At 42.5% G+C, this 21,417-nt stretch carries 14 protein-coding genes and 1 tRNA gene; 2 read left to right on the top strand and 13 right to left on the bottom strand.

Translation table 11 applies throughout. The annotated features are described in order from the left end of the window. From ACFI4Z_RS11625 to ACFI4Z_RS11565, 13 genes are all read right to left on the bottom strand, one after another. A partial coding sequence (locus ACFI4Z_RS11625; protein WP_462670719.1) for a GTP-binding protein occupies nucleotides 1-348 on the bottom strand: 348 nt, incomplete at its 3' end. 68 nt (nucleotides 349-416) lie between these two features. Next, a complete protein-coding gene (gene fusA / locus ACFI4Z_RS11620) occupies nucleotides 417-2,525 on the bottom strand; it encodes an elongation factor G (RefSeq protein ID WP_462670718.1) in 2,109 nt (702 codons plus the stop codon). 27 nt (nucleotides 2,526-2,552) lie between these two features. Next, nucleotides 2,553-3,023, bottom strand: a complete 471-nt coding sequence (gene rpsG / locus ACFI4Z_RS11615) for a 30S ribosomal protein S7 (RefSeq protein ID WP_004588211.1) — start codon at nucleotides 3,021-3,023, stop codon at nucleotides 2,553-2,555. 97 nt (nucleotides 3,024-3,120) lie between these two features. After that, on the bottom strand, nucleotides 3,121-3,495 hold the full coding sequence (gene rpsL / locus ACFI4Z_RS11610; protein WP_002958885.1) for a 30S ribosomal protein S12: 375 nt from the start codon (nucleotides 3,493-3,495) through the stop codon (nucleotides 3,121-3,123). Between the two features lie 192 nt (nucleotides 3,496-3,687). Then, the gene (gene rpoC / locus ACFI4Z_RS11605; protein WP_462670717.1) at nucleotides 3,688-7,860 is read right to left on the bottom strand and encodes a DNA-directed RNA polymerase subunit beta'; all 4,173 of its coding nucleotides are present in this window, start codon (nucleotides 7,858-7,860) and stop codon (nucleotides 3,688-3,690) included. A 101-nt stretch (nucleotides 7,861-7,961) separates the two neighbouring features. Then, nucleotides 7,962-11,987: a DNA-directed RNA polymerase subunit beta gene (gene rpoB, locus ACFI4Z_RS11600; RefSeq protein ID WP_462670716.1), complete on the bottom strand. Its 4,026-nt coding sequence runs from the start codon at nucleotides 11,985-11,987 to the stop codon at nucleotides 7,962-7,964. Between the two features lie 270 nt (nucleotides 11,988-12,257). Next, nucleotides 12,258-12,620 (bottom strand): 50S ribosomal protein L7/L12, encoded by a 363-nt coding sequence (gene rplL / locus ACFI4Z_RS11595; protein ID WP_099295626.1) that lies wholly within the window; start codon nucleotides 12,618-12,620, stop codon nucleotides 12,258-12,260. A 77-nt stretch (nucleotides 12,621-12,697) separates the two neighbouring features. Further along, a complete protein-coding gene (rplJ, locus tag ACFI4Z_RS11590) occupies nucleotides 12,698-13,192 on the bottom strand; it encodes a 50S ribosomal protein L10 (RefSeq protein ID WP_099295625.1) in 495 nt (164 codons plus the stop codon). A gap of 319 nt (nucleotides 13,193-13,511) precedes the next feature. Further along, a complete protein-coding gene (gene rplA / locus ACFI4Z_RS11585) occupies nucleotides 13,512-14,216 on the bottom strand; it encodes a 50S ribosomal protein L1 (protein ID WP_462670715.1) in 705 nt (234 codons plus the stop codon). Between the two features lie 4 nt (nucleotides 14,217-14,220). Beyond that, the gene (rplK, locus tag ACFI4Z_RS11580) at nucleotides 14,221-14,649 is read right to left on the bottom strand and encodes a 50S ribosomal protein L11 (protein ID WP_058561347.1); all 429 of its coding nucleotides are present in this window, start codon (nucleotides 14,647-14,649) and stop codon (nucleotides 14,221-14,223) included. Between the two features lie 216 nt (nucleotides 14,650-14,865). After that, complete coding sequence (nusG, locus tag ACFI4Z_RS11575) at nucleotides 14,866-15,423, bottom strand: transcription termination/antitermination protein NusG (protein WP_058561348.1); 558 nt, start codon at nucleotides 15,421-15,423, stop codon at nucleotides 14,866-14,868. Between the two features lie 4 nt (nucleotides 15,424-15,427). Beyond that, nucleotides 15,428-15,805, bottom strand: a complete 378-nt coding sequence (secE, locus tag ACFI4Z_RS11570) for a preprotein translocase subunit SecE (protein WP_087532505.1) — start codon at nucleotides 15,803-15,805, stop codon at nucleotides 15,428-15,430. A 132-nt stretch (nucleotides 15,806-15,937) separates the two neighbouring features. Further along, nucleotides 15,938-16,014 (bottom strand) — tRNA-Trp (locus ACFI4Z_RS11565). Nucleotides 16,015-16,178: 164 nt separating this feature from the next. Here ACFI4Z_RS11565 and ACFI4Z_RS11560 point away from each other — a divergent pair. Further along, nucleotides 16,179-20,174 carry a hybrid sensor histidine kinase/response regulator transcription factor gene (locus ACFI4Z_RS11560; protein WP_462670714.1) on the top strand — a complete coding sequence of 1,332 codons (3,996 nt, stop codon included), beginning with the start codon at nucleotides 16,179-16,181 and terminating at the stop codon, nucleotides 20,172-20,174. 101 nt (nucleotides 20,175-20,275) lie between these two features. After that, nucleotides 20,276-21,403 carry a CsgG/HfaB family protein gene (locus ACFI4Z_RS11555; protein ID WP_462670713.1) on the top strand — a complete coding sequence of 376 codons (1,128 nt, stop codon included), beginning with the start codon at nucleotides 20,276-20,278 and terminating at the stop codon, nucleotides 21,401-21,403. The last annotated feature ends 14 nt before the right edge of the window (nucleotides 21,404-21,417 follow it).

Genomic DNA, 21,417 nt, shown 5'->3' with positions numbered 1-21,417 from the left:
CGTTTGTGGCATAGGACCATCAGTTGCAGCAACAACTAGGATAGCGCCGTCCATTTGAGCAGCACCAGTGATCATGTTTTTAACATAATCGGCGTGTCCAGGACAGTCTACGTGTGCGTAGTGACGAGTTGGTGTATCGTACTCAACGTGTGAAGTTGAGATTGTGATACCACGCTCGCGCTCTTCTGGAGCGTTATCGATTGATGCGAAGTCTTTAGCAACACCGCCGTATACTTTTGCAAGTACGTTAGTGATTGCTGCTGTTAGGGTAGTTTTACCGTGGTCAACGTGGCCGATTGTACCAACGTTTACGTGCGGTTTTACGCGTTCAAACTTTTCTTTTGCCATCTTAAAAAATTCCTATAAAGAAATTAAAGGTCGAGCTCATTATTGAGCCAAACCAAGCTAAAAATTACTTAAGTGCGAGCTGCAATTATTTTATCTGCAACATTTTTTGCGGCTTCAGCGTACTTCAAAAACTCCATAGAGTATGAGGCACGGCCTTGTGTTGCAGATCGCAGATCAGTTGCATAACCAAACATTTCAGAAAGCGGAACTAAAGCGTTAACTTGTTTAAGTCCACCTAATGCTTCTTCCATGCCTTCGATCATGCCGCGACGACGGTTTAAGTCGCCAACTACATCACCCATGTTTGCTTCAGGAGTGAGTACTTCAACCTTCATCATTGGCTCTAAAAGAGCAGGGTTAGCATCAAGTGCACCCTGTTTCATTGCCAAAGAGCCTGCTATTTTAAATGCCATTTCATTCGAATCTACATCATGGAATGAACCATCATATAAAGTCGCTTTAACGCCAAGTAATGGGTAACCTGCCAGCACACCTTGAGCCATTTGCTCTTGGATGCCTTTGTCTACCGCAGGGATGTATTCTTTTGGAACTGAGCCACCTACGGTTTCGTTAACGAACTCGTAAATTGGGGCTTCATCATCCGAAATATCCATCGGTTCAAGTTTAAGCCAGACGTGACCATATTGACCACGACCACCTGATTGACGTACGAACTTTCCTTCTACCTTAACGGTATCACGGATAGCTTCACGGTAAGAAACCTGCGGCTTACCAACGTTACATTCAACACTGAATTCACGTTTCATACGGTCGACAATGATATCGAGGTGAAGTTCACCCATACCAGAAATTATAGTCTGGCCTGACTCATCATCAGTTTGTACGCGGAAAGATGGATCTTCAGCAGCTAGTTTACCTAGTGCGATAGCCATCTTGTCCTGGTCAGCGATTGTGCGAGGCTCAACCGCAACAGAGATTACTGGTTCTGGGAATTCCATACGCTCAAGCGTAATTTTAGAATTCGGATCACACAGTGTTTCACCTGTTGTTACGTCTTTAAGACCAATAGCCGCCGCGATATCGCCTGCGTGGACTTCTTTGATCTCTTCACGTGAGTTTGAATGCATCTGAACGATACGACCAAGGCGCTCACGCTTACTTTTTATTGGGTTGTAAACCGCATCACCCTGTTTAACAGTACCAGAGTAAACACGGAAAAAGGTTAAAGTTCCAACGAACGGGTCTGTTGCAATTTTAAAAGCAAGTGCAGCAAACGGTGCGTTGTCATCAGCAGGACGCTCTTCCTCAGTGCCATCTTCAAGGATACCTTGAATTTGTTTCACTTGTGTTGGTGCAGGCATGTACTCAATAACGCCGTCAAGCACAGCTTGAACGCCTTTATTTTTAAATGCACTACCACACGTCATTGGGACGATTTCGTTTGCTAATGTACGCTGACGCAAAGCTGCTTTAATTTCAGCTTCGCTCAGGTCTTCACCTTCCAAATACTTATCCATTAGTTCTTCAGAGGCTTCAGCAGCACTTTCAACTAAGTGAGAGTGCCATTCTTCAGCGAGCTCTTGAAGTTCTGCCGGTATTGCCTCATAAGAGAAAGTCATGCCCTGGTCTTCAGAATTCCAGTTAATCACTTTCATTTTTATAAGGTCAATTACACCTTTAAAGTCGTCTTCAGCGCCAACTGGCAGCTGAATTGGAACAGGCGTTGCTCCAAGACGAGATTTCACCTGGCTTACAACCGTTAAGAAGTCAGCGCCCGTGCGATCCATTTTATTTACGAAGATCATTCTCGGAACTTCGTATTTGTTCGCTTGACGCCAAACTGTCTCAGTCTGCGGCTGTACACCTGATGAAGCACAAAGAACAACTACCGCACCATCAAGTACACGTAAAGAACGTTCTACTTCGATAGTGAAATCTACGTGTCCTGGAGTATCAATAATATTGATACGATGGTCGTCAAATTGCGCGTCCATCCCTTTCCAGAAACACGTTGTTGCAGCAGAAGTGATTGTGATACCACGCTCTTGTTCCTGCTCCATCCAATCCATAGTTGCGGCGCCATCATGCACTTCACCAATCTTATGAGAAAGACCAGTGTAAAACAGAACACGTTCTGTTGTGGTGGTTTTGCCTGCATCTACGTGAGCAACAATACCGATATTGCGGTAGCGCTCAAGTGGAGTTGTACGTGCCATATGATCCTCTTAAAGGTTAAGGGCAGATTACCAACGGTAATGAGCGAATGCTTTATTCGCTTCAGCCATACGGTGAACGTCTTCACGTTTCTTAACCGCAGTGCCTTTGTTATCAGCAGCGTCAACGATTTCTTGAGCTAAACGTAAGCCCATAGATTTTTCGCCACGCTTACGTGCAGCGTCTACTAACCAACGCATACCTAATGCGTTACGACGAACTGGACGTACTTCAACTGGTACTTGATAAGTTGAACCACCAACACGGCGAGATTTAACCTCTACCTGTGGACGGATGTTATCAAGTGCAGACTCAAAGATTTCAAGGTGCGATTTGCCTGATTTCTCAGCAGCCACATCTAGCGCACCGTAAACGATTTTTTCAGCAGTAGATTTCTTGCCGTCTAACATTACGATGTTAACGAATTTTGCAAGAAGTTCCGATCCGAACTTAGGATCTGGAAGAATTTTACGTTGACCTATTACGCGTCTTCTAGGCATTTTGTATCTCCGGTTTATTCAGGTTTGTCCTTTTGGAACAATAACCCAAAACAATAATTAATAATATTTAGTGCTTGGCCTTACTAACGGAATACAATTAGCCCTTAGGGCGTTTTGCACCGTATTTAGAACGAGCTTGACGACGGTCGCTTACGCCTGCACAGTCAAGTGCACCACGTACAGTGTGGAAACGCACACCTGGTAAATCTTTAACACGACCACCACGGATTAGGATTACACTGTGCTCTTGAAGGTTATGACCTTCACCACCGATGTATGATGTTACTTCGAAACCGTTAGTTAAACGTACACGAGCTACTTTACGTAACGCCGAGTTTGGTTTCTTAGGTGTAGTTGTATATACGCGAGTACATACACCACGCTTTTGCGGACACGCTTTAAGCGCAGCTGAGTTACTTTTAGTAACCTTGCTACGACGTGGCTTACGCACTAGCTGGTTAATAGTTGCCATTTAAATAGCTCCTGAAATTAAAATTACTACTGAAAAAATAAAAAAATCCGCCCTTTTTACAAGCTCGTAACAAACGCGCAGGTAAATGGGTGGCGGAATTTTAATGAGCAAAGTTTAACCTGTCAACATAAACCGTTAGCAAGGCAGCAGATAACTGCCTTGCTAAAATCTAATCTATTGATTAGATTAAGTTTATTGATTTCCAGATAAATCAGCGTTTAAAGCATCTGTTAGTGCTTGAGTCGCCTCTTCTGCACTTACTGTTTGCTCTTCAACAACTAAACTTTGCTTACGACGTGCCATACGATCTTGGTGATACGCAAAACCGGTACCGGCTGGGATCAAACGACCCACGATTACGTTTTCTTTCAGACCGCGAAGTTCATCGCTCTTACCATTTACAGCGGCTTCTGTTAGGACACGAGTTGTCTCCTGGAACGAGGCTGCTGAGATGAAAGATTCTGTGGCTAGTGACGCTTTAGTGATACCCATTAACTGGATTTCAAATTTAGCTGGTAACTTGCCTTGAGCTTCAAGGTCGCGGTTTGCGATATTAACGCGTGCCACTTCAATTTGCTCACCGGCTAAGAATTCACTATGACCGCCGTCAAGGATGGTACATTTACGTAGCATCTGACGAATAATTGTTTCAATGTGCTTATCATTGATCTTAACGCCCTGCAAACGGTAAACCTCTTGCACTTCGTTAACGATATAGTTAGCAACATGAGTCACACCACGTAGGCGTAAGATGTCATGTGGTGATTCAGGACCATCGGCGATAACTTCACCTTTAGACACTTGCTCACCTTCAAACACGTTAAGTTGACGCCACTTAGGAATCATTTCTTCGTAATGATCGCCTTCAGGTGGAGTGATAACTAAACGCTTCTTACCTTTAGTCTCTTTACCGAAGCTAATAGTACCAGTGATCTCAGCTAAGATAGCTGGCTCTTTTGGCTTACGCGCTTCAAATAAGTCGGCTACGCGTGGCAGACCACCCGTGATATCACGAGTTTTCGAACCTTCTTGCGGGATACGTGCTAACACGTCACCTGGGTTTGCAGTCGCACCATCTGTTACTTCAATCGTAGTGAATGAAGGAAGACGTGTTTCTTGCAAGCCGCGCTCTTCGCTTTCAATGATAAGCTTAGGCTCTTTCGCATTCGCTTTCGCTAGATCTTTAACAACGATACGAGTTAAACCGGTTAATTCATCAGTTTGTGTCTCTGTATTCGAGTCATCGATATCGCTGAACGATACTTTTGATTTATGCTCAAGAACGATTGGGTGACTATGCGGGTCCCAAGTAGCAACAATGTCGTTACCTTGAACTTCAGCATTATCTTGAACTGTTAATACCGCACCGTAAGGTACTTTATAACGTTCTTTCTCACGACCATAGCTATCAATGATAGTGATCTCAGTAGAACGTGAGGTAATAACAATCTTACCGTCTGTATTTAATACATATTTAGCGTTGTGCAGTTTTAATGTACCGTTAGTTTTAACTTGTACATTGTTTTCAGCAGATGCTCTTGATGCCGCACCACCGATGTGGAATGTACGCATCGTAAGCTGTGTACCCGGCTCACCGATTGACTGTGCCGCGATAACACCAACTGATTCACCCGCGTTGATGATATGACCACGTGCAAGGTCACGACCATAACACTTAGCACATACACCAAAGTCGTTATCACATGTGATAACTGAGCGTACGCGAACTTCATCAACTGAGTGCTCTTCAAGAAGGTCACACAGTTTTTCATCAAGCATGATATTACGTTCAACAAGTACTGTATTAGTACCTGGAATAACGATATCTTCAGCAACAACACGACCAAGAACACGTTCGCGAAGTGCTTCTACAACGTCACCACCTTCAATAAGCGGTTTCATTGTTAAGCCATCTTCTGTGCCACAATCGTCTTCGTTGATTACCAAATCTTGTGCAACGTCTACTAGACGACGCGTTAGGTAACCCGAGTTCGCTGTTTTCAGTGCTGTATCGGCAAGACCTTTACGCGCACCGTGCGTTGAGATGAAGTACTGAAGTACGTTTAGACCTTCACGGAAGTTAGCCGTGATTGGCGTCTCGATGATTGAACCATCTGGACGTGCCATTAGACCACGCATACCTGCTAGCTGACGGATCTGAGCGGCACTACCACGAGCACCTGAGTCGGCCATCATAAACACTGAGTTAAATGATGGTTGCTCTTCTTCTTCACCTTTAGCATTGATAACCGTGTCTTTTGACAAGTTGGCCATCATTTCACGTGATAAGTTTTCATTTACACGTGACCAGATATCGATAACTTTATTGTACTTTTCACCAGCCGTTACAAGACCTGATTGGAATTGTTGGTTGATTTCAGTTACTTCAGCTTCTGCTGCTTCAATGATTGATGCTTTAACTGGTGGGATAACTAAGTCATCGATACCAATTGAAACACCTGATTTCATTGCGTAGTGGAAACCGGTGTACATAACTTGGTCAGCAAACACAACGGTGTCTTTTAGACCTAGACGACGGTAACACTCGTTTAATAAGCTAGAAATCTGTTTTTTACCTAACGCTTGGTTGATTGACTCAAACGGCATACCTTTAGGTAAAATTAGAGACAGAATTGCACGACCAACAGTGGTCTCGATAATAGTAATAGTATCTTCTACTACACCATTTTCGTTCTTCACTGATTGGCTAATACGAACTTTTACGCGAGCGTGAAGTTCAGCATTACCACTACGGTATGCTTTTTCTGCTTCTTTTGGATCTTTAAATACAGTACCTTCGCCTTTCGCATTAATGCGATCACGCGTCATGTAGTAAAGACCTAATACAACGTCCTGTGAAGGAACGATGATTGGCTCACCATTAGCAGGCGATAAGATGTTGTTAGTCGACATCATTAGCGCACGTGCTTCTAGCTGTGCTTCAATCGTTAACGGTACGTGTACCGCCATTTGGTCACCATCGAAGTCGGCGTTGTAAGCCGCACATACTAATGGGTGCAAGTGAATTGCTTTACCTTCGATAAGCACAGGTTCAAACGCTTGGATACCCAAACGGTGAAGTGTTGGTGCACGGTTAAGTAATACTGGATGTTCACGAATTACTTCGTCTAATACATCCCATACTTCCGGAACTTCACGCTCTACCATTTTCTTAGCAGCTTTGATTGTCGTAGCCATGCCGCGACGCTCTAATTTGCCATAGATGAATGGTTTGAATAGCTCAAGTGCCATCTTCTTAGGAAGACCACATTGGTGAAGCTTAAGAGTAGGACCAACCGTGATTACAGAACGGCCTGAGTAATCTACACGCTTACCAAGTAAGTTCTGACGGAAACGACCTTGCTTACCCTTGATCATATCAGCAAGAGATTTAAGCGGACGCTTGTTAGAACCTGTAATTGCACGACCACGACGACCGTTATCAAGTAGCGCATCTACCGCTTCTTGTAACATACGTTTTTCGTTGCGTACGATAATGTCTGGTGCTGCTAAATCTAGTAGACGCTTAAGACGGTTATTACGGTTAATAACACGACGGTAAAGGTCATTTAGATCAGATGTCGCAAAACGACCACCGTCTAGTGGTACTAATGGACGTAGATCAGGTGGCAATACTGGAAGTACTGTCATGATCATCCACTCAGGGTTGTTACCTGATTGGTGGAACGATTCCATTAATTTAAGACGTTTAGTGATCTTCTTACGCTTAGTTTCAGAGTTAATTGTTGGTAACTCTTCACGCATCTCAGCAATTAATTGGCCAAGATCAAGTTCACGAAGCAAGTCTAATACTGCTTCAGCACCCATCTTCGCTTCAAATTCGTCACCGTGCTCTTCAAGTGCATCTAAGTATTCTTCTTCACCTAGTAACTGACTACGCTCAAGCGTTGTCATACCTGGTTCAGTTACAACGAACGACTCGAAGTAAAGAACACGTTCAATATCACGAAGTGTCATATCAAGCATTAAACCGATACGTGACGGTAATGATTTTAAAAACCAAATATGCGCAACTGGGCTTGCCAAGTCGATGTGACCCATTCTGTCACGACGCACTTTAGTTAGTGTTACTTCAACGCCACACTTTTCACAGATCACACCACGGTGTTTAAGGCGTTTATATTTACCACATAAACACTCATAATCTTTCACTGGACCGAAAATACGGGCACAGAATAAGCCATCGCGCTCAGGCTTGAAAGTACGGTAGTTAATAGTCTCAGGTTTCTTTACTTCACCGTATGACCATGAACGAACCATGTCTGGTGAAGCAAGACCAATGCGAATTGCATCGAATTCTTCGGTCTTATTTTGTTGCTTCAGAAACTTAAGTAAGTCTTTCACCTTAGCTCTCCTGTCGGAGTTAATCTTGAGGGCGGATAATCTCGCCCCTACATTCTATTCGGCCGTAACAGGTGCTGTAGCTAGCTACAGCACCTAATTGGCTAATTTTCTTCCAACTCGATGTTGATACCCAGTGAGCGGATTTCTTTCAACAATACGTTGAACGATTCTGGCATACCTGGTTCCATTTTATGGTTACCATCAACGATGTTTTTATACATCTTAGTACGACCGTTCACGTCATCCGATTTCACTGTTAGCATTTCTTGTAGAGTGTAAGCGGCACCGTATGCTTCAAGTGCCCATACTTCCATCTCACCGAAACGCTGGCCACCGAACTGTGCTTTACCACCCAGCGGTTGCTGAGTAACAAGGCTGTAAGAACCTGTTGAACGCGCATGCATCTTATCATCAACTAAGTGATTCAGTTTCAGCATGTACATGTAACCTACAGTTACTTGACGTTCAAACTCGTCACCAGTACGGCCATCATAAAGTGTAACCTGACCACTTCTTGGGTAGCCACCTAACTCAAGCATGTCTTTGATTTCATCTTCTTTAGCGCCATCAAATGCAGGAGTAGCGATTGGTAAACCACCTTTTAAGTTTACAGCTAAGCGACGAACTTCATCATCAGAGAAGCTAGCAATGTCTACTTTCTGGCGACAATCACCAATTTCGTAGGCTTGCTTGATGAATTCACGTAGCTCATGAAGCTCTCGTTGTTCTTTCATCATTTCTTCTAGACGTTCACCGATACCACGTGCGGCTAGACCCATATGTGTTTCAAGGATCTGACCGATGTTCATACGTGATGGTACACCTAGTGGATTCAGTACGATGTCTACCGTACGACCTTTTTCATCGTATGGCATATCTTCTACTGGTACGATAGTCGAGATAACACCTTTGTTACCGTGACGACCCGCCATTTTATCACCTGGTTGGATACGACGTTTAACAGCAAGGTATACTTTAACAATCTTAAGTACGCCTGGTGCTAAGTCATCACCTTGAGTGATCTTACGACGTTTATTTTCAAACTTCTTATCGTATTCAGCTTTAAGCTCATCGTACTGTGCAGCTAGTTGCTCAAGTTCAGCTTGCTTATCTTCTTCAGCAAGGCTTTGAGTTAGTAGCTTCTCAGCATTAAGTGTCGCTAATTGTTCTTCGTTTTGACCAGCAGCCACAAGTAACTTGCGAGCACGGTCTAACACGCCTGCTTCAAGAATACGGAATTCTTCGTTAAAGTCTTTTTTCGCATCACGAAGTTGCATTTCTTCAACTTCTAGCGCGCGCTTGTCTTTTTCAACACCATCACGGGTGAAGACTTGCACGTCAATTACAGTACCAGTTACAGAGTTTGGTACACGTAATGAGCTGTCTTTAACGTCAGACGCTTTTTCGCCGAAGATAGCACGCAGTAGCTTCTCTTCAGGTGTTAATTGCGTTTCGCCTTTCGGAGTCACTTTACCTACTAGGATATCGCCGCCTTTAACTTCAGCACCGATATAAACAACGCCTGATTCATCAAGCTTGCCTAGTGCAGACTCACCCACATTCGGGATATCTGCTGTGATCTCTTCAGGACCTAACTTAGTATCACGGGCAATACACTGTAGTTCTTGAATATGGATAGTCGTTAGACGATCTTCTTCAACTACGCGCTCTGATAGTAGGATTGAATCCTCGAAGTTATAACCGTTCCATGGCATGAATGCCACGCGAAGGTTTTGACCAAGGGCTAAGTCACCTAAGTCAGTCGAAGGACCATCTGCTAACACATCGCCACGAGTAACCGGTTCACCAACCATACAAGTTGGTTTTTGGTTAATACATGTATTTTGGTTAGAACGTGTGTACTTGGTCAAGTTGTAGATGTCGATACCCGCTTCACCAGGGATACGTTCTTCATCATGTACATTAACAACGATGCGACTTGCGTCAGCATACATTACTTCACCGCCACGTTTTGCAACAATTGTTACACCAGAGTCTTTCGCTAGTGTTAACTCAATACCTGTACCTACTAACGGCTTATCCGCTTTCAATGTTGGCACTGCTTGACGTTGCATGTTTGAACCCATCAATGCGCGGTTAGCATCATCGTGTTCTAGGAACGGGATAAGTGCGGCCGCTACAGAGATCACCTGTTGTGGTGATACATCCATATATTGTTGGTCCATGCGACCCATAAAGGTTGATTCACCTTTGTGACGACATGGAATAAGTTCATCTACAAACTCATTGCTCTCGTTCAAGTTTGAGTTCGCCTGTGCGATAACAAACTGACCTTCTTCAATGGCTGATAGGTAATCTACTTCATCAGTTACAACACCATCTACCACTTTGCGGTAAGGTGTTTCTAAGAAACCATAGTCATTAGTACGTGCGTACGTAGACAATGAGTTAATTAGACCGATGTTTGGACCCTCAGGAGTCTCGATTGGACATACGCGACCATAGTGAGTTACGTGAACGTCACGTACTTCAAAGCCTGCGCGCTCACGTGTAAGACCGCCCGGACCTAATGCAGAAATACGACGCTTGTGCGTTACTTCTGATAGCGGGTTATTTTGGTCCATGAACTGTGATAACTGAGACGAGCCGAAGAACTCTTTAACCGCTGCCGAAATAGGCTTAGCGTTAATTAGATCTTGTGGCATGATCGCATCTAGGTCACCTAAGCTTAAGCGCTCACGTACAGCACGTTCTACACGTACTAAACCTACACGGAATTGGTTCTCAGCCATTTCGCCAACACTACGGATACGACGGTTGCCTAAGTGGTCGATATCATCAACATCGCCTTGACCGTTACGAATAGCAATTAATACTTTCATAACAGACACGATGTCTTCTTTGCTTAATGTGCCAGGGCCTGTGTCAGTGTCATAACCAACACGGCTATTGAACTTCATACGACCTACAGTTGATAAGTCATAGCGTTCTTCTGAGAAGAACAAGTTCTCAAATAAGGCTTCAGCCGCGTCTTTCGTCGGTGGCTCGCCTGGGCGCATCATGCGATAAATTTCTACAAGTGCTTCTAAACGGTTAGTGCTTGAATCGATACGTAAGGTATCTGAAATATATGCACCGCTGTCAACTTCGTTGATATATAAAGTATCAATCTTAGTGTGACCCGCTTTTACAAGCTCAGCCATTACTTCAAGTGTTAGTTCGTCATTAGCGGTTGCAATGATTTCACCCGTTGACTCGTCAACGTAGTTCTTTGCAATAACACGGCCAATGATGTACTCATGTGGTACTTCTAACTGAGTAATGCCTTTTTTCTCAATGCTCTTGATATGACGCGCAGTAATACGACGGCCACTTTCAACCAGCACATCACCGTCTTCACCTTTAATATCAAAGGCAGCGGTTTCACCACGTAAACGTGAAGGCACAAGTTCCATAAGAACTTTACCGTCAGTTACTTCAAATGCAGTGGTTTCGAAGAACATCTCAAGGATTTCTTCAGTCGTATACTCAAGTGCACGTAAAATGATAGACGCCGGTAATTTACGACGACGGTCAATACGTACATATAAGTTATCTTTTGCATCAAACTCAAAGTCTAACCACGAACCACGGTAAGGAATTACACGTGCGTTATATAGTACTTTACCCGATGAGTGAGTTTTACCGCGGTCGTTATCAAAGAATACACCAGGGCTACGGTGTAGCTGAGAAACGATAACACGCTCTGTACCATTGATTACAAAGGTACCGGTATCGGTCATGAGCGGAATTTCGCCCATGTAAACTTCTTGCTCTTTAATGTCTTTAACTGTGCCTGGAGCTTCTTTGTCCATTACTACAAGACGCAATTTTACGCGAAGTGGAGCAGAAAAAGTCACACCGCGAATTTGACATTCTTTTACATCGAATACTGGCTCACCAATACGATAACTTACGTATTGAAGCTCAGAATTTCCCGAGTAGCTTTTAATTGGAAACACTGATTGGAAGGCTGCTTCCAAACCGTGATCGCCATCAGCGTCCGGGACTAAGAATTTTTTAAACGATTCTAACTGCGTCGACAGTAAGAAAGGTATATCCAATACTTGTGGACGTTTACCAAAATCCTTACGGATACGTTTCTTTTCAGAATAAGAGTAAGCCATGGGGTTCCTCAGCTTGCTGATCTTTGACCCGACCTGTTCTTGTAAGAACAGACTTAACTGGCATCTATGCCAAGATGTACAACATTTAATTGTTGTTCCGAAAGACTCCCACTTCAACACTAGCAAACTATAAAGCGTTGAAATTAAAAAGAAATTCAGATTTTATTTGAGCTATAGGAATACATAACTCTATAGCGCAAAAAGGCCGGTGATTAAATAATCACCAGCCCTTGCCTGATTTCTCAGGCAGCGAACCTAGCGTGAGCTAGATTACTTAACCTCAACTTCAGCACCAGCTTCAGTAAGGTCTTTAGCAAGCGCTTCAGCTTCTTCTTTAGAGATACCTTCTTTAACTGGAGTTGGAGCAGCTTCAACAAGAGCTTTCGCTTCTTTAAGGCCTAGGCCAGTTGCGCTACGTACAGCTTTGATTGCCGCAACCTTGTTAGCGCCAGCGCCAGTAAGGATTACGTCAAATTCAGTTTTCTCTTCAGCAGCTTCAGCAGCAGGACCTGCTACCATAGCAGCTGCAGCAGTTACGCCGAATTTTTCTTCCATTGCTTCAACAAGAGCAACAACGTCCATTACTGACATTTCAGCAATTGCGTCAAGGATTTGGTCTTTAGTTACAGACATTACAAATTTCCTAATAATTAACGGACTCAAAGGTCCAAAAAAATTTTACACCGAAAGTAAGTTTAAACAGCTTAAAATTAAGCAGCTTGCTCTTCTTTCTGTACACGTACTGCTTCAATTGTTTTACACAATTTGCCAGCAGACGCTTCTTTCATAGCGCTCATTAAGCGTGCAACAGCTTCGTCGTATGTAGGTAGAGTTGCAAGCATGCCTGCGTCTACTACATTGCCTTCAAAAGCGGCCGTTTTAAGCTCAAATTTCTCATTCTTTTTCGCGAAATCTGAAAAGATACGCGCAGCAGCACCAGGGTGCTCTGATGAGAAAGCGATTAAGCTTGGACCAACGAATGAATCAGAAAGGCACTCAAAATCTGTTCCTTCAAGAGCACGTTTTGCTAAAGTGTTACGGACAACTTTCATCCAAACACCCGCTTCGCGAGCTTCTTTACGAAGGGCAGTAATTGCACCAACTGTTACACCACGAGAATCTGCAACTACTGCAGATAGAGCACCAGTGGCTGCTTCGTTGACTTCAGCAACAATTGCTTTTTTGCCTTGAAGATTTAAAGCCATGGGTGTTACTCCTGGTTTAATGGGTTACCGTTTATCGGCTTCCCTGTTTTACTCTTCCCCATCAATAAAGATGGAGATGCTTTTTACGGCGAGAGCCAGAAGGATTAGGAAAAATCTATCTGGGGATTCACACCGTCTACGTAGGATATTAAGGCCTAAGCCCCCTACGGTCTTGGACGGAAGCCCAATTTATCGCTTTGCCAAAAGGCGCACCGAAATTATGGACTTCAACCCGAATTCTTTACATTGTTGAACAATCAAATTATTCAACAAAATGGCGCGAAATTATAGTACAAATTTCACGCCATGTAAACACTTATTAAGCTACAGTTGTGCTTAATGTGTTTTGGTCAACAGCAACACCTGCGCCCATTGTTGTAGAGATGGTTACTTTCTTAACGTAAACACCTTTAGCTTGTGAAGGTTTAGCCTTCTTAAGCGCAACAATAAGAGCTTCAAGGTTTTGTTGAAGTTGCTCAGCTGTGAAATCAACCTTACCAATAGTAGTGTGGATGATACCATTTTTGTCATTGCGGTAACGCACTTGACCAGCTTTAGCATTTTTAACTGCTTCTGCAACGTTAGGTGTTACAGTACCAGTTTTAGGGTTTGGCATTAGACCACGTGGGCCTAAGATTTGACCTAGTTGACCAACAACACGCATAGCGTCTGGTGATGCAACAACAACGTCAAAGTTCATCTCGCCTTTCTTAACTAGATCAGCAAGATCTTCCATACCTACTAGTTCAGCACCGGCTTCTTTCGCAGCTTCTGCGTTAGCGCCTTGTGTGAATACTGCAACGCGAACGTCACGACCAGTACCGTTAGGTAGTACAGTAGCACCACGAACGTTTTGATCAGATTTACGAGCATCGATACCAAGGTTAACAGCAACGTCAACACTTTCTACGAATTTAGCTGTCGCTAACTCTTTTAAAAGAGCAACTGCTTCGTTGATTTCGTAATCTTTAGTTACTTCCACTTTTTCGCGGATAGTACGCATACGTTTAGTTAATTTAGCCATTATCTTAGTCCTCTACGTTCAAGCCCATCGCACGCGCAGAACCTGCGATAGTGCGAACCGCAGCGTCCATATCAGCCGCTGTAAGATCAGGTCGTTTAGTCTCAACGATTTCTTCAAGTTGAGCACGAGTTACTGTGCCTACTTTTTCAGTGTTAGGACGGCCTGAGCCTGATTTGATGCCTGCAGCTTTCTTAAGTAAGTAAGCAGCCGGTGGCGTTTTCATGTCGAACGTAAATGAACGGTCGCCGTAAACAGAGATCACTACAGGAACTGGAGCGCCTTTTTCGATAGATTCTGTACGTGCGTTGAACGCTTTACAGAATTCCATGATGTTTACACCGTGTTGACCTAGTGCTGGACCTACTGGAGGACTAGGATTAGCCATACCAGCAGCAACTTGTAGCTTGATTAGAGCTTCAACTTTCTTAGCCATTATAAATACCTCATTAGGTGGGTCTTAGCCTTGTGCGCGCGAGGACGCGTACTCTAGCGGCTTCCCAGTTTAAAAATTGGTTTCGTACTTTTTGTAATCAATTCAAGAAACTCTATCCCTGAATACAAAAAGGCCGCTGATTATAAGTTAATCAGCGGCCTTTTTCAAGTACTATGCAAAGTAATAAATCACTTCGCATAAACTATCTAATTTTTATTACTTATCTTGTTCAACTTGACCAAATTCAAGGTCAACAGGCGTAGAACGACCAAAGATAAGTACAGATACTTTTACGCGGCTCTTTTCGTAGTCAACAGCTTCAACCACACCACTAAAGTCAGCAAATGGACCGTCAACAACACGAACCACTTCACCCGGTTCAAATAATGTTGCTGGTTTAGGTGCTTCTGCGTTTTCTTGTAAGCGGTTTAGAATACGCTCAGCTTCTTTAGAGCTGATAGGCGCTGGACGGTCAGAAGTGCCACCGATAAAGCCCATTACACGTGCAGTGCTGTTCACTAAGTGCCAGCTTGCATCGTTCATATCCATTTGTACTAATACATAACCTGGAAAGAACTTACGCTCAGATTTACGCTTTTGACCCGCGCGCATCTCAACCACTTCTTCTGTTGGCACTAATACTTCACCAAAACTATCTTCTAACCCTTCAATCTTGATATGCTCAAGAATGGTTTGTGCAACACGCTTCTCATAACCCGAGAAAGCCTGTACTACGTACCAACGTAGTTTCTTTTCGTTGTTCTCATCCGACATGGGATCAGATCTCCAATCCAGTTAAAAAGCCTACTGCGCGGAATAAAATGCCATCTAATCCCCAAAGGATAAGTGCCATAATCACAGTTGCTACCATTACAATAAATGTCGTATGGGTAGTTTCTTGGCGCGTAGGCCACACTACTTTACGTACTTCAATACGCGCTTCTTTTGCAAAAGCAAGGAAGGTACGTCCTTTTTCTGTTACTGCTGCAATGCCTAAACCAGCAGCAACTGCAATAACAACACCAATAGCACGTAATAACACAGACTGATCTGCGTACATATAATTACCAACTACTGCGCCTGCAAGTAGCGCAATTGCCACAAGCCACTTTACCGCATCCATCCCACTTGATGGTGTTTCCACATTCGTGCTCATAATATTATTACCTTAACTACAGACACAACAACCCTACACGATGGCAGGGTTAATCCATTAAAATCTAAACTTAAAAACAGACTTATTTAAACCGATTTTTAACCTAAGACTTTACCCACTCACAAGAAAAATTGGCAGGGGCGGAGAGATTCGAACTCCCAACCGTCGGTTTTGGAGACCGCTGTTCTACCAATTGGAACTACGCCCCTGCAAAGTGGAAGCCTATTATACTTACGCAAATCATTAACACAAGAGTAAAAGATACCCATTAACTAAAATCTCATCACATATGAAGTAAAACAATCTTAACTTTAATTAAAAATCAGTTTATGCTTGTTCCAATTAAGGGAATAATGAAAGCGTAAGGGAATCTGTGTTGATAGGTAAAATCATCATTTATACTGTGGTTATAAGCTTTAATATTTTATTTTCAGCTCTATCTAATGCCCGGTCTCTTCATTTAGACACTTACTCTACCGAGCAAGGTTTAACACAAAACTCAATCACCTGCGCTATCAACGACAAACGTGGATTTCATTGGTTTTCTACTCAAGGAGGCCTTAATCGTTTTGACGGCTATGACATAAAACGCTTTAAATCCTATCCGATGGACCCGTCAAGCCTCTCTGGGAATTGGATCACAGCATGTGGACATACTAAAAATGGTACCCTTTGGGTTACAACAGCGACACAAGGACTCAGTCTTTTAGATACTCAAACAGGGCAATTTAGCCATATTAATCAAACCACTGAGCTCGCGATTAAAGATAACCGCATTTGGTCAGCAACCATGGATAGTAAAAACACTCTGTGGATGGGTCATGAGGATGGCAATTTAACGCAACTTAATATTGAACATAAAACTGCCAATTTTTATAACTATACCCACCCCGATGCAGGCAATGTAATTTTTAGAGATTTAATCACTGATCATGACAGTAATATTTGGATTGCTAGCAATGTCGGTTTAATCAAATTTGATAAAAACACAACCCAGTTTGTCCATTACCCTAAAAGCATGCCATCCCTCTGGCGCTTAAAAACCACGCCCAACGGACAGCTATTAATAGCCAGTAAAACTGGCTTGAGTACATTTAATCCAACGACCGAACAGTTTAAAGATTTAGCGCAACTCAAGGGTACTTGGGTAACAGATATTATGTTCGATAATGAACAAAACCTGTGGCTCTCAAGCTATGGGAAAGGGCTTTTCTATCAACCTCATTCTAATAATGTGAACAATCATTTTGAGCAATATAGGCACTCAGCAAAACAGCAAAATGGCTTAGCAAGTGATTATCTACTTACCTTATACCAAGACCCTCAGAATATTATTTGGATCGGCACGGATGGTCACGGTATCCAACGCTATGATGCATCTCAAAAGCAGTTTAACCACCAACAACACCAAGAATCCATAGCCACATCTATAAGCCATAATTTTGTGCGTGCTTTATTAAAAGATTCACAAGGTCGGCTATGGGTCGGCACTCGCTCGGGCCTTAATAAGCTAACAAAACACGGATTCATACGTTATAAAAAAGATGAAAATGAGACTGCAAGCTTAACCAACAATAATATTTTTAGTCTTTTTGAGGATGCTAATCAACGCGTGTGGATTGGCACTTATGGCGGTGGATTACTGCGATATGATCCACAAACTGACTCTTTTGCAGCATTTACCAAACAAAGCCATCAATTAAGTAGCAATAACATTTACGCTATTACGGGTGATGCTGAGGGTAATTTGTGGCTAGGTGGCAACCAAGGACTCACTCGCTTTAACCCAGACACCTTAGCCGTTAAACATTTTCAGCATAGTAAATTGGCCAATAGCTTATCCAACAATACGATTTTTAGCGTGCTGTATGACCAGTACGCTAATGCAATATGGGCAGGCACCCGCGTTGGCTTGAATAAATTGCAATTAACGGACGAGCAATTTACCCATTATAAAGCGAATAGTGATACTGCCACTAGCCTGAGCCATAACATGGTCACATCTATACACCTTGAGAATGAACATACACTTTGGGTGGGCACCATGGGAGGGTTAAACCGCCTTGATAAAAAGACGGGACTTTCTAGCAGCATCTCGGAGCAAAATGGTTTGCTCAACGATAATATTTTCGCAATCAAACAAGATCAGCAAAAGCGACTGTGGCTTTCGAGCAATCAGGGGTTAACACGGTATGACCCTAAAACAGGGCAAATGCAACATTTTTTACCCAGAGATGGCATCCAACACAACTCCTTTATTCTTGGTGCTGCATACCAAGGCGATGATGGCGAGTTACTCTTTGGCGGGATCAACGGCTTTAATCAATTTTATCCTCACGAATTATCACACACCAAAGCAACCCCTGAGCCAATTCTGACAGACTTATTAATTAATAACCAAGCCTCAGAGATAGAAAGCTATACCATTGAAAATAATAGCAAACTAATTAGTTATGCCAACAACCTTACTTTTGATAAAGGTATAGGGGTAATCGGCTTCAAATTTTCCGCACTAAACAGTAATTCCTCCCCCGTTCTTTATCAATACGCGTATAAACTTGCGGGATTAGACAAGCAGTTTTTATTTACCGACGCAAAGCAGCGATACATCAACTATTCTCAGCTACCCGCTGGCAGTTACCAGTTGCAATTAAAAGTAAAAGACCAGCATGGAAAGTGGAGTAAACCAAAGGAGCTGATAAACCTCACTATTGTGCCTCCATGGTGGCAATCAACATTTGCTTATATTGTTTATGCAAGCTTGAGCATTTTAATTATCTGGTTAATCATTCACTCAATGTATCGGGCTAAAATTGCTGAACAAAAAAACAAACAAGCTCAAGAGCTTAATAAATTAAAAAGTGAATTTTTAGACAATATAAGTCACGAATTAAAAACCCCGTTGAGCTTAATTATTGCCCCTTTAGAGTATTTACAAGCACACTTTCAAGAGAGTGCTGCCCAAATTCATTTATCGACAATCAAACGTAATAGTCAGCACTTACTTACGTTAATAAATCGATTATTACAGCTTAGCCAACGCCCAAGTGCGGCTTTAAACACGGTTTCACCCTACCCAATCTCAACCATCTTCGAGCAACTGGTTGAAGACTTTAATATGCTCTTTGTTAAAAAGCAGATTACCTTTTCTATAAAAAAACAAACATCTAATGATTTATATATTAATGTAGAACCACAGCATACCTTATCTATTATTAGTAATTTACTTAGTAACGCACTCAACTACACACCTTCTCACGGTAGCGTAACGATTACGTTGTCTGAAAATAATAAAATGGCACAAATTAGCGTACAAGACACAGGTATAGGTATTGAAAAACATCAACAAGAGGCAATTTTTGAACGCTTTAACCGCGTTAATTCAGATAATAATGGTTGTGGTATTGGTTTAGCGCTCGTTAAACAACTCACTGAGCAATACAATGGCTCAATAAGCCTTAACAGTGAAAAAGGAAAAGGCAGCTGCTTTACGGTGTGTTTACCACTGGTAAAAGCGATGCAACCCATACCACTGCACACGGTAGAGCCAGCAACGACTATTAACTCATCACAACATAAAAAAATCCTCATAGTTGAAGATAATGAAGACATGAGACAACTACTAGTATCACTGTTTTCACCCAGCTACATCTGTATAAATGCACAAAACGGCGAGCAAGGTGTGATGATGTGTAAAAGCGAGATGCCCGATTTAGTCATTAGCGATGTGATGATGCCTATCATGGATGGCTATGAATTACTCAATACGCTTAGAACCAATATGGCAACAAGTCATATTCCTGTATTGCTACTTTCAGCTAAAGCAGATACCCAAAGCCGACTAAAAGGCCTTGATTTACTCGCGGATGATTTTCTCAGCAAACCCTTTGAACCAAAGCTACTACTAGGTAGAGTGCAAGGGTTATTAAATATTAGAGAAGTGCTAAACCGTCATTTGTCGTTGCAACTGTCGAGCTATGAAGTCACTAGAACGAGCGATTCTTCGTTTATACAAAACAAAGACTATTCGTTCACTGAGCGATTAAAAAATATTGTTCATAAACATTACCAGCAAGAAAGTTTTACGGTTGAGCAGCTGGCTGATCGCATGCACATTAGCCCGCGTGCGTTACAGTTAAAGATGAAAGCTATTTTTAATTTAACTCCCACTGACTACATCCGCAATATTCGTTTGACTCAAGCTGAAAAACTGCTGTTAGAAACAGACCTAGCCGTTGGGTTAATTGCAGATAAAGTTGGTTTTAGTTCGCAAAGCTATTTCGCACGATGCTTTAAAACTAAACACCAGATAACACCAAAGCAGTTTCGCGATAATAATAAAAAATTAGCAAAAATTTCGCCTATGTGATGAAATAGTTCGCTTGAGTACTATTTTTAAATTATTGATTTAAATAAATTAACCTTAATTAAAACGTGCACACTTCTACGCACTATATTAAGGAAAATAACATGCTAAAAACCACAAAAACGATACTGTTGAGTTCTTTATTAATAACTGGGCTAGCAGGCTGTCAAAGCACCTCAACTAAAGTAACCTCAGAGCAAAACTCACCAGATATAAACGAAGTAGCAAAGCAGCAATACAACGGTCCAAAAGCCCGAATTGCTGTTGCACGCTTTACTGATAAATCAAATGACTCACGATGGTGGCGTAAAGAATTAGGTGAAGGAATGGCAGATCAACTCACCACCGCACTTGTAAGTACTAACCGTTTTATTGTATTGGAGCGCCAAGCATTAGATGCCGTACTTTCAGAGCAAGATTTAGCAGTCTCTGGCAGAGTGAGCGCACAATCAGGTGCGGCTTATGGGCAGATTGAAGGCGCCGAAATTGTAGTCGTTGCAGCGGTTACCGAGTTCGATGATGACAACTCTGGTGCTCGAGTGGGGTCAGGCGGTTTTATTGGTGATGTGTTTAGTTCTGTCTCAGCTGGTTTTTCTGGATCGCACATGGCCATTGACTTACGTTTAATTGATACGCGCACTTCACGTATTCTTGCTGCAACCAGCGTTGAAGGTGGCAGTAAAGATTTCGATTTTACCAGCGCAGCAACTAATTTTGGTGGCGCACTAGTTGGTGGCAGCCTTAGTGGTTGGTCAGACACACCGAAAGAAAAAGCGCTGCGAGAAGTAATAATCAAAGCGGTGGAGTTTTTAGAAACTAAAGTCCCAGATACCTACTATCGCTATAACCAAAATAACACGCTTGCAGCAGGTTATACCGCACCACCACCGCCAAAAGCAATCAGCAAAAAAGCACCAGCTGCGGTAGTTGTTGATGTACCGAATCATAGAATGCCACATTATGAAAAAATGGATTTAGCGATGTCTCGCATGAATCTTGTTTGTTTAGGTTATTTGAGAAATCAGCCACATTATGAAGAGTTTGATACGCAAGATGTTGAATACGACCGTCAAACAGTTATTGCCTTGCGTGAATATCAACAAGAAAAGCAATTAGCAGTGACAGGGCTTGCCGATGAAGCCACTAAAAAGCACCTTGATGATTCAAAGTGCATTGCTAAAACGCAAAAATCAGGACTCGAAAGCCTAGGTAGCATATTTCAAATTGACTAAATTTAAATAAAAAA

It is taken from the genome of Pseudoalteromonas sp. RWi3 (assembly GCF_054960735.1).
Note: the sequence above shows the minus strand (reverse complement) of the source record. Positions and strands in the feature narration are given on the sequence as shown.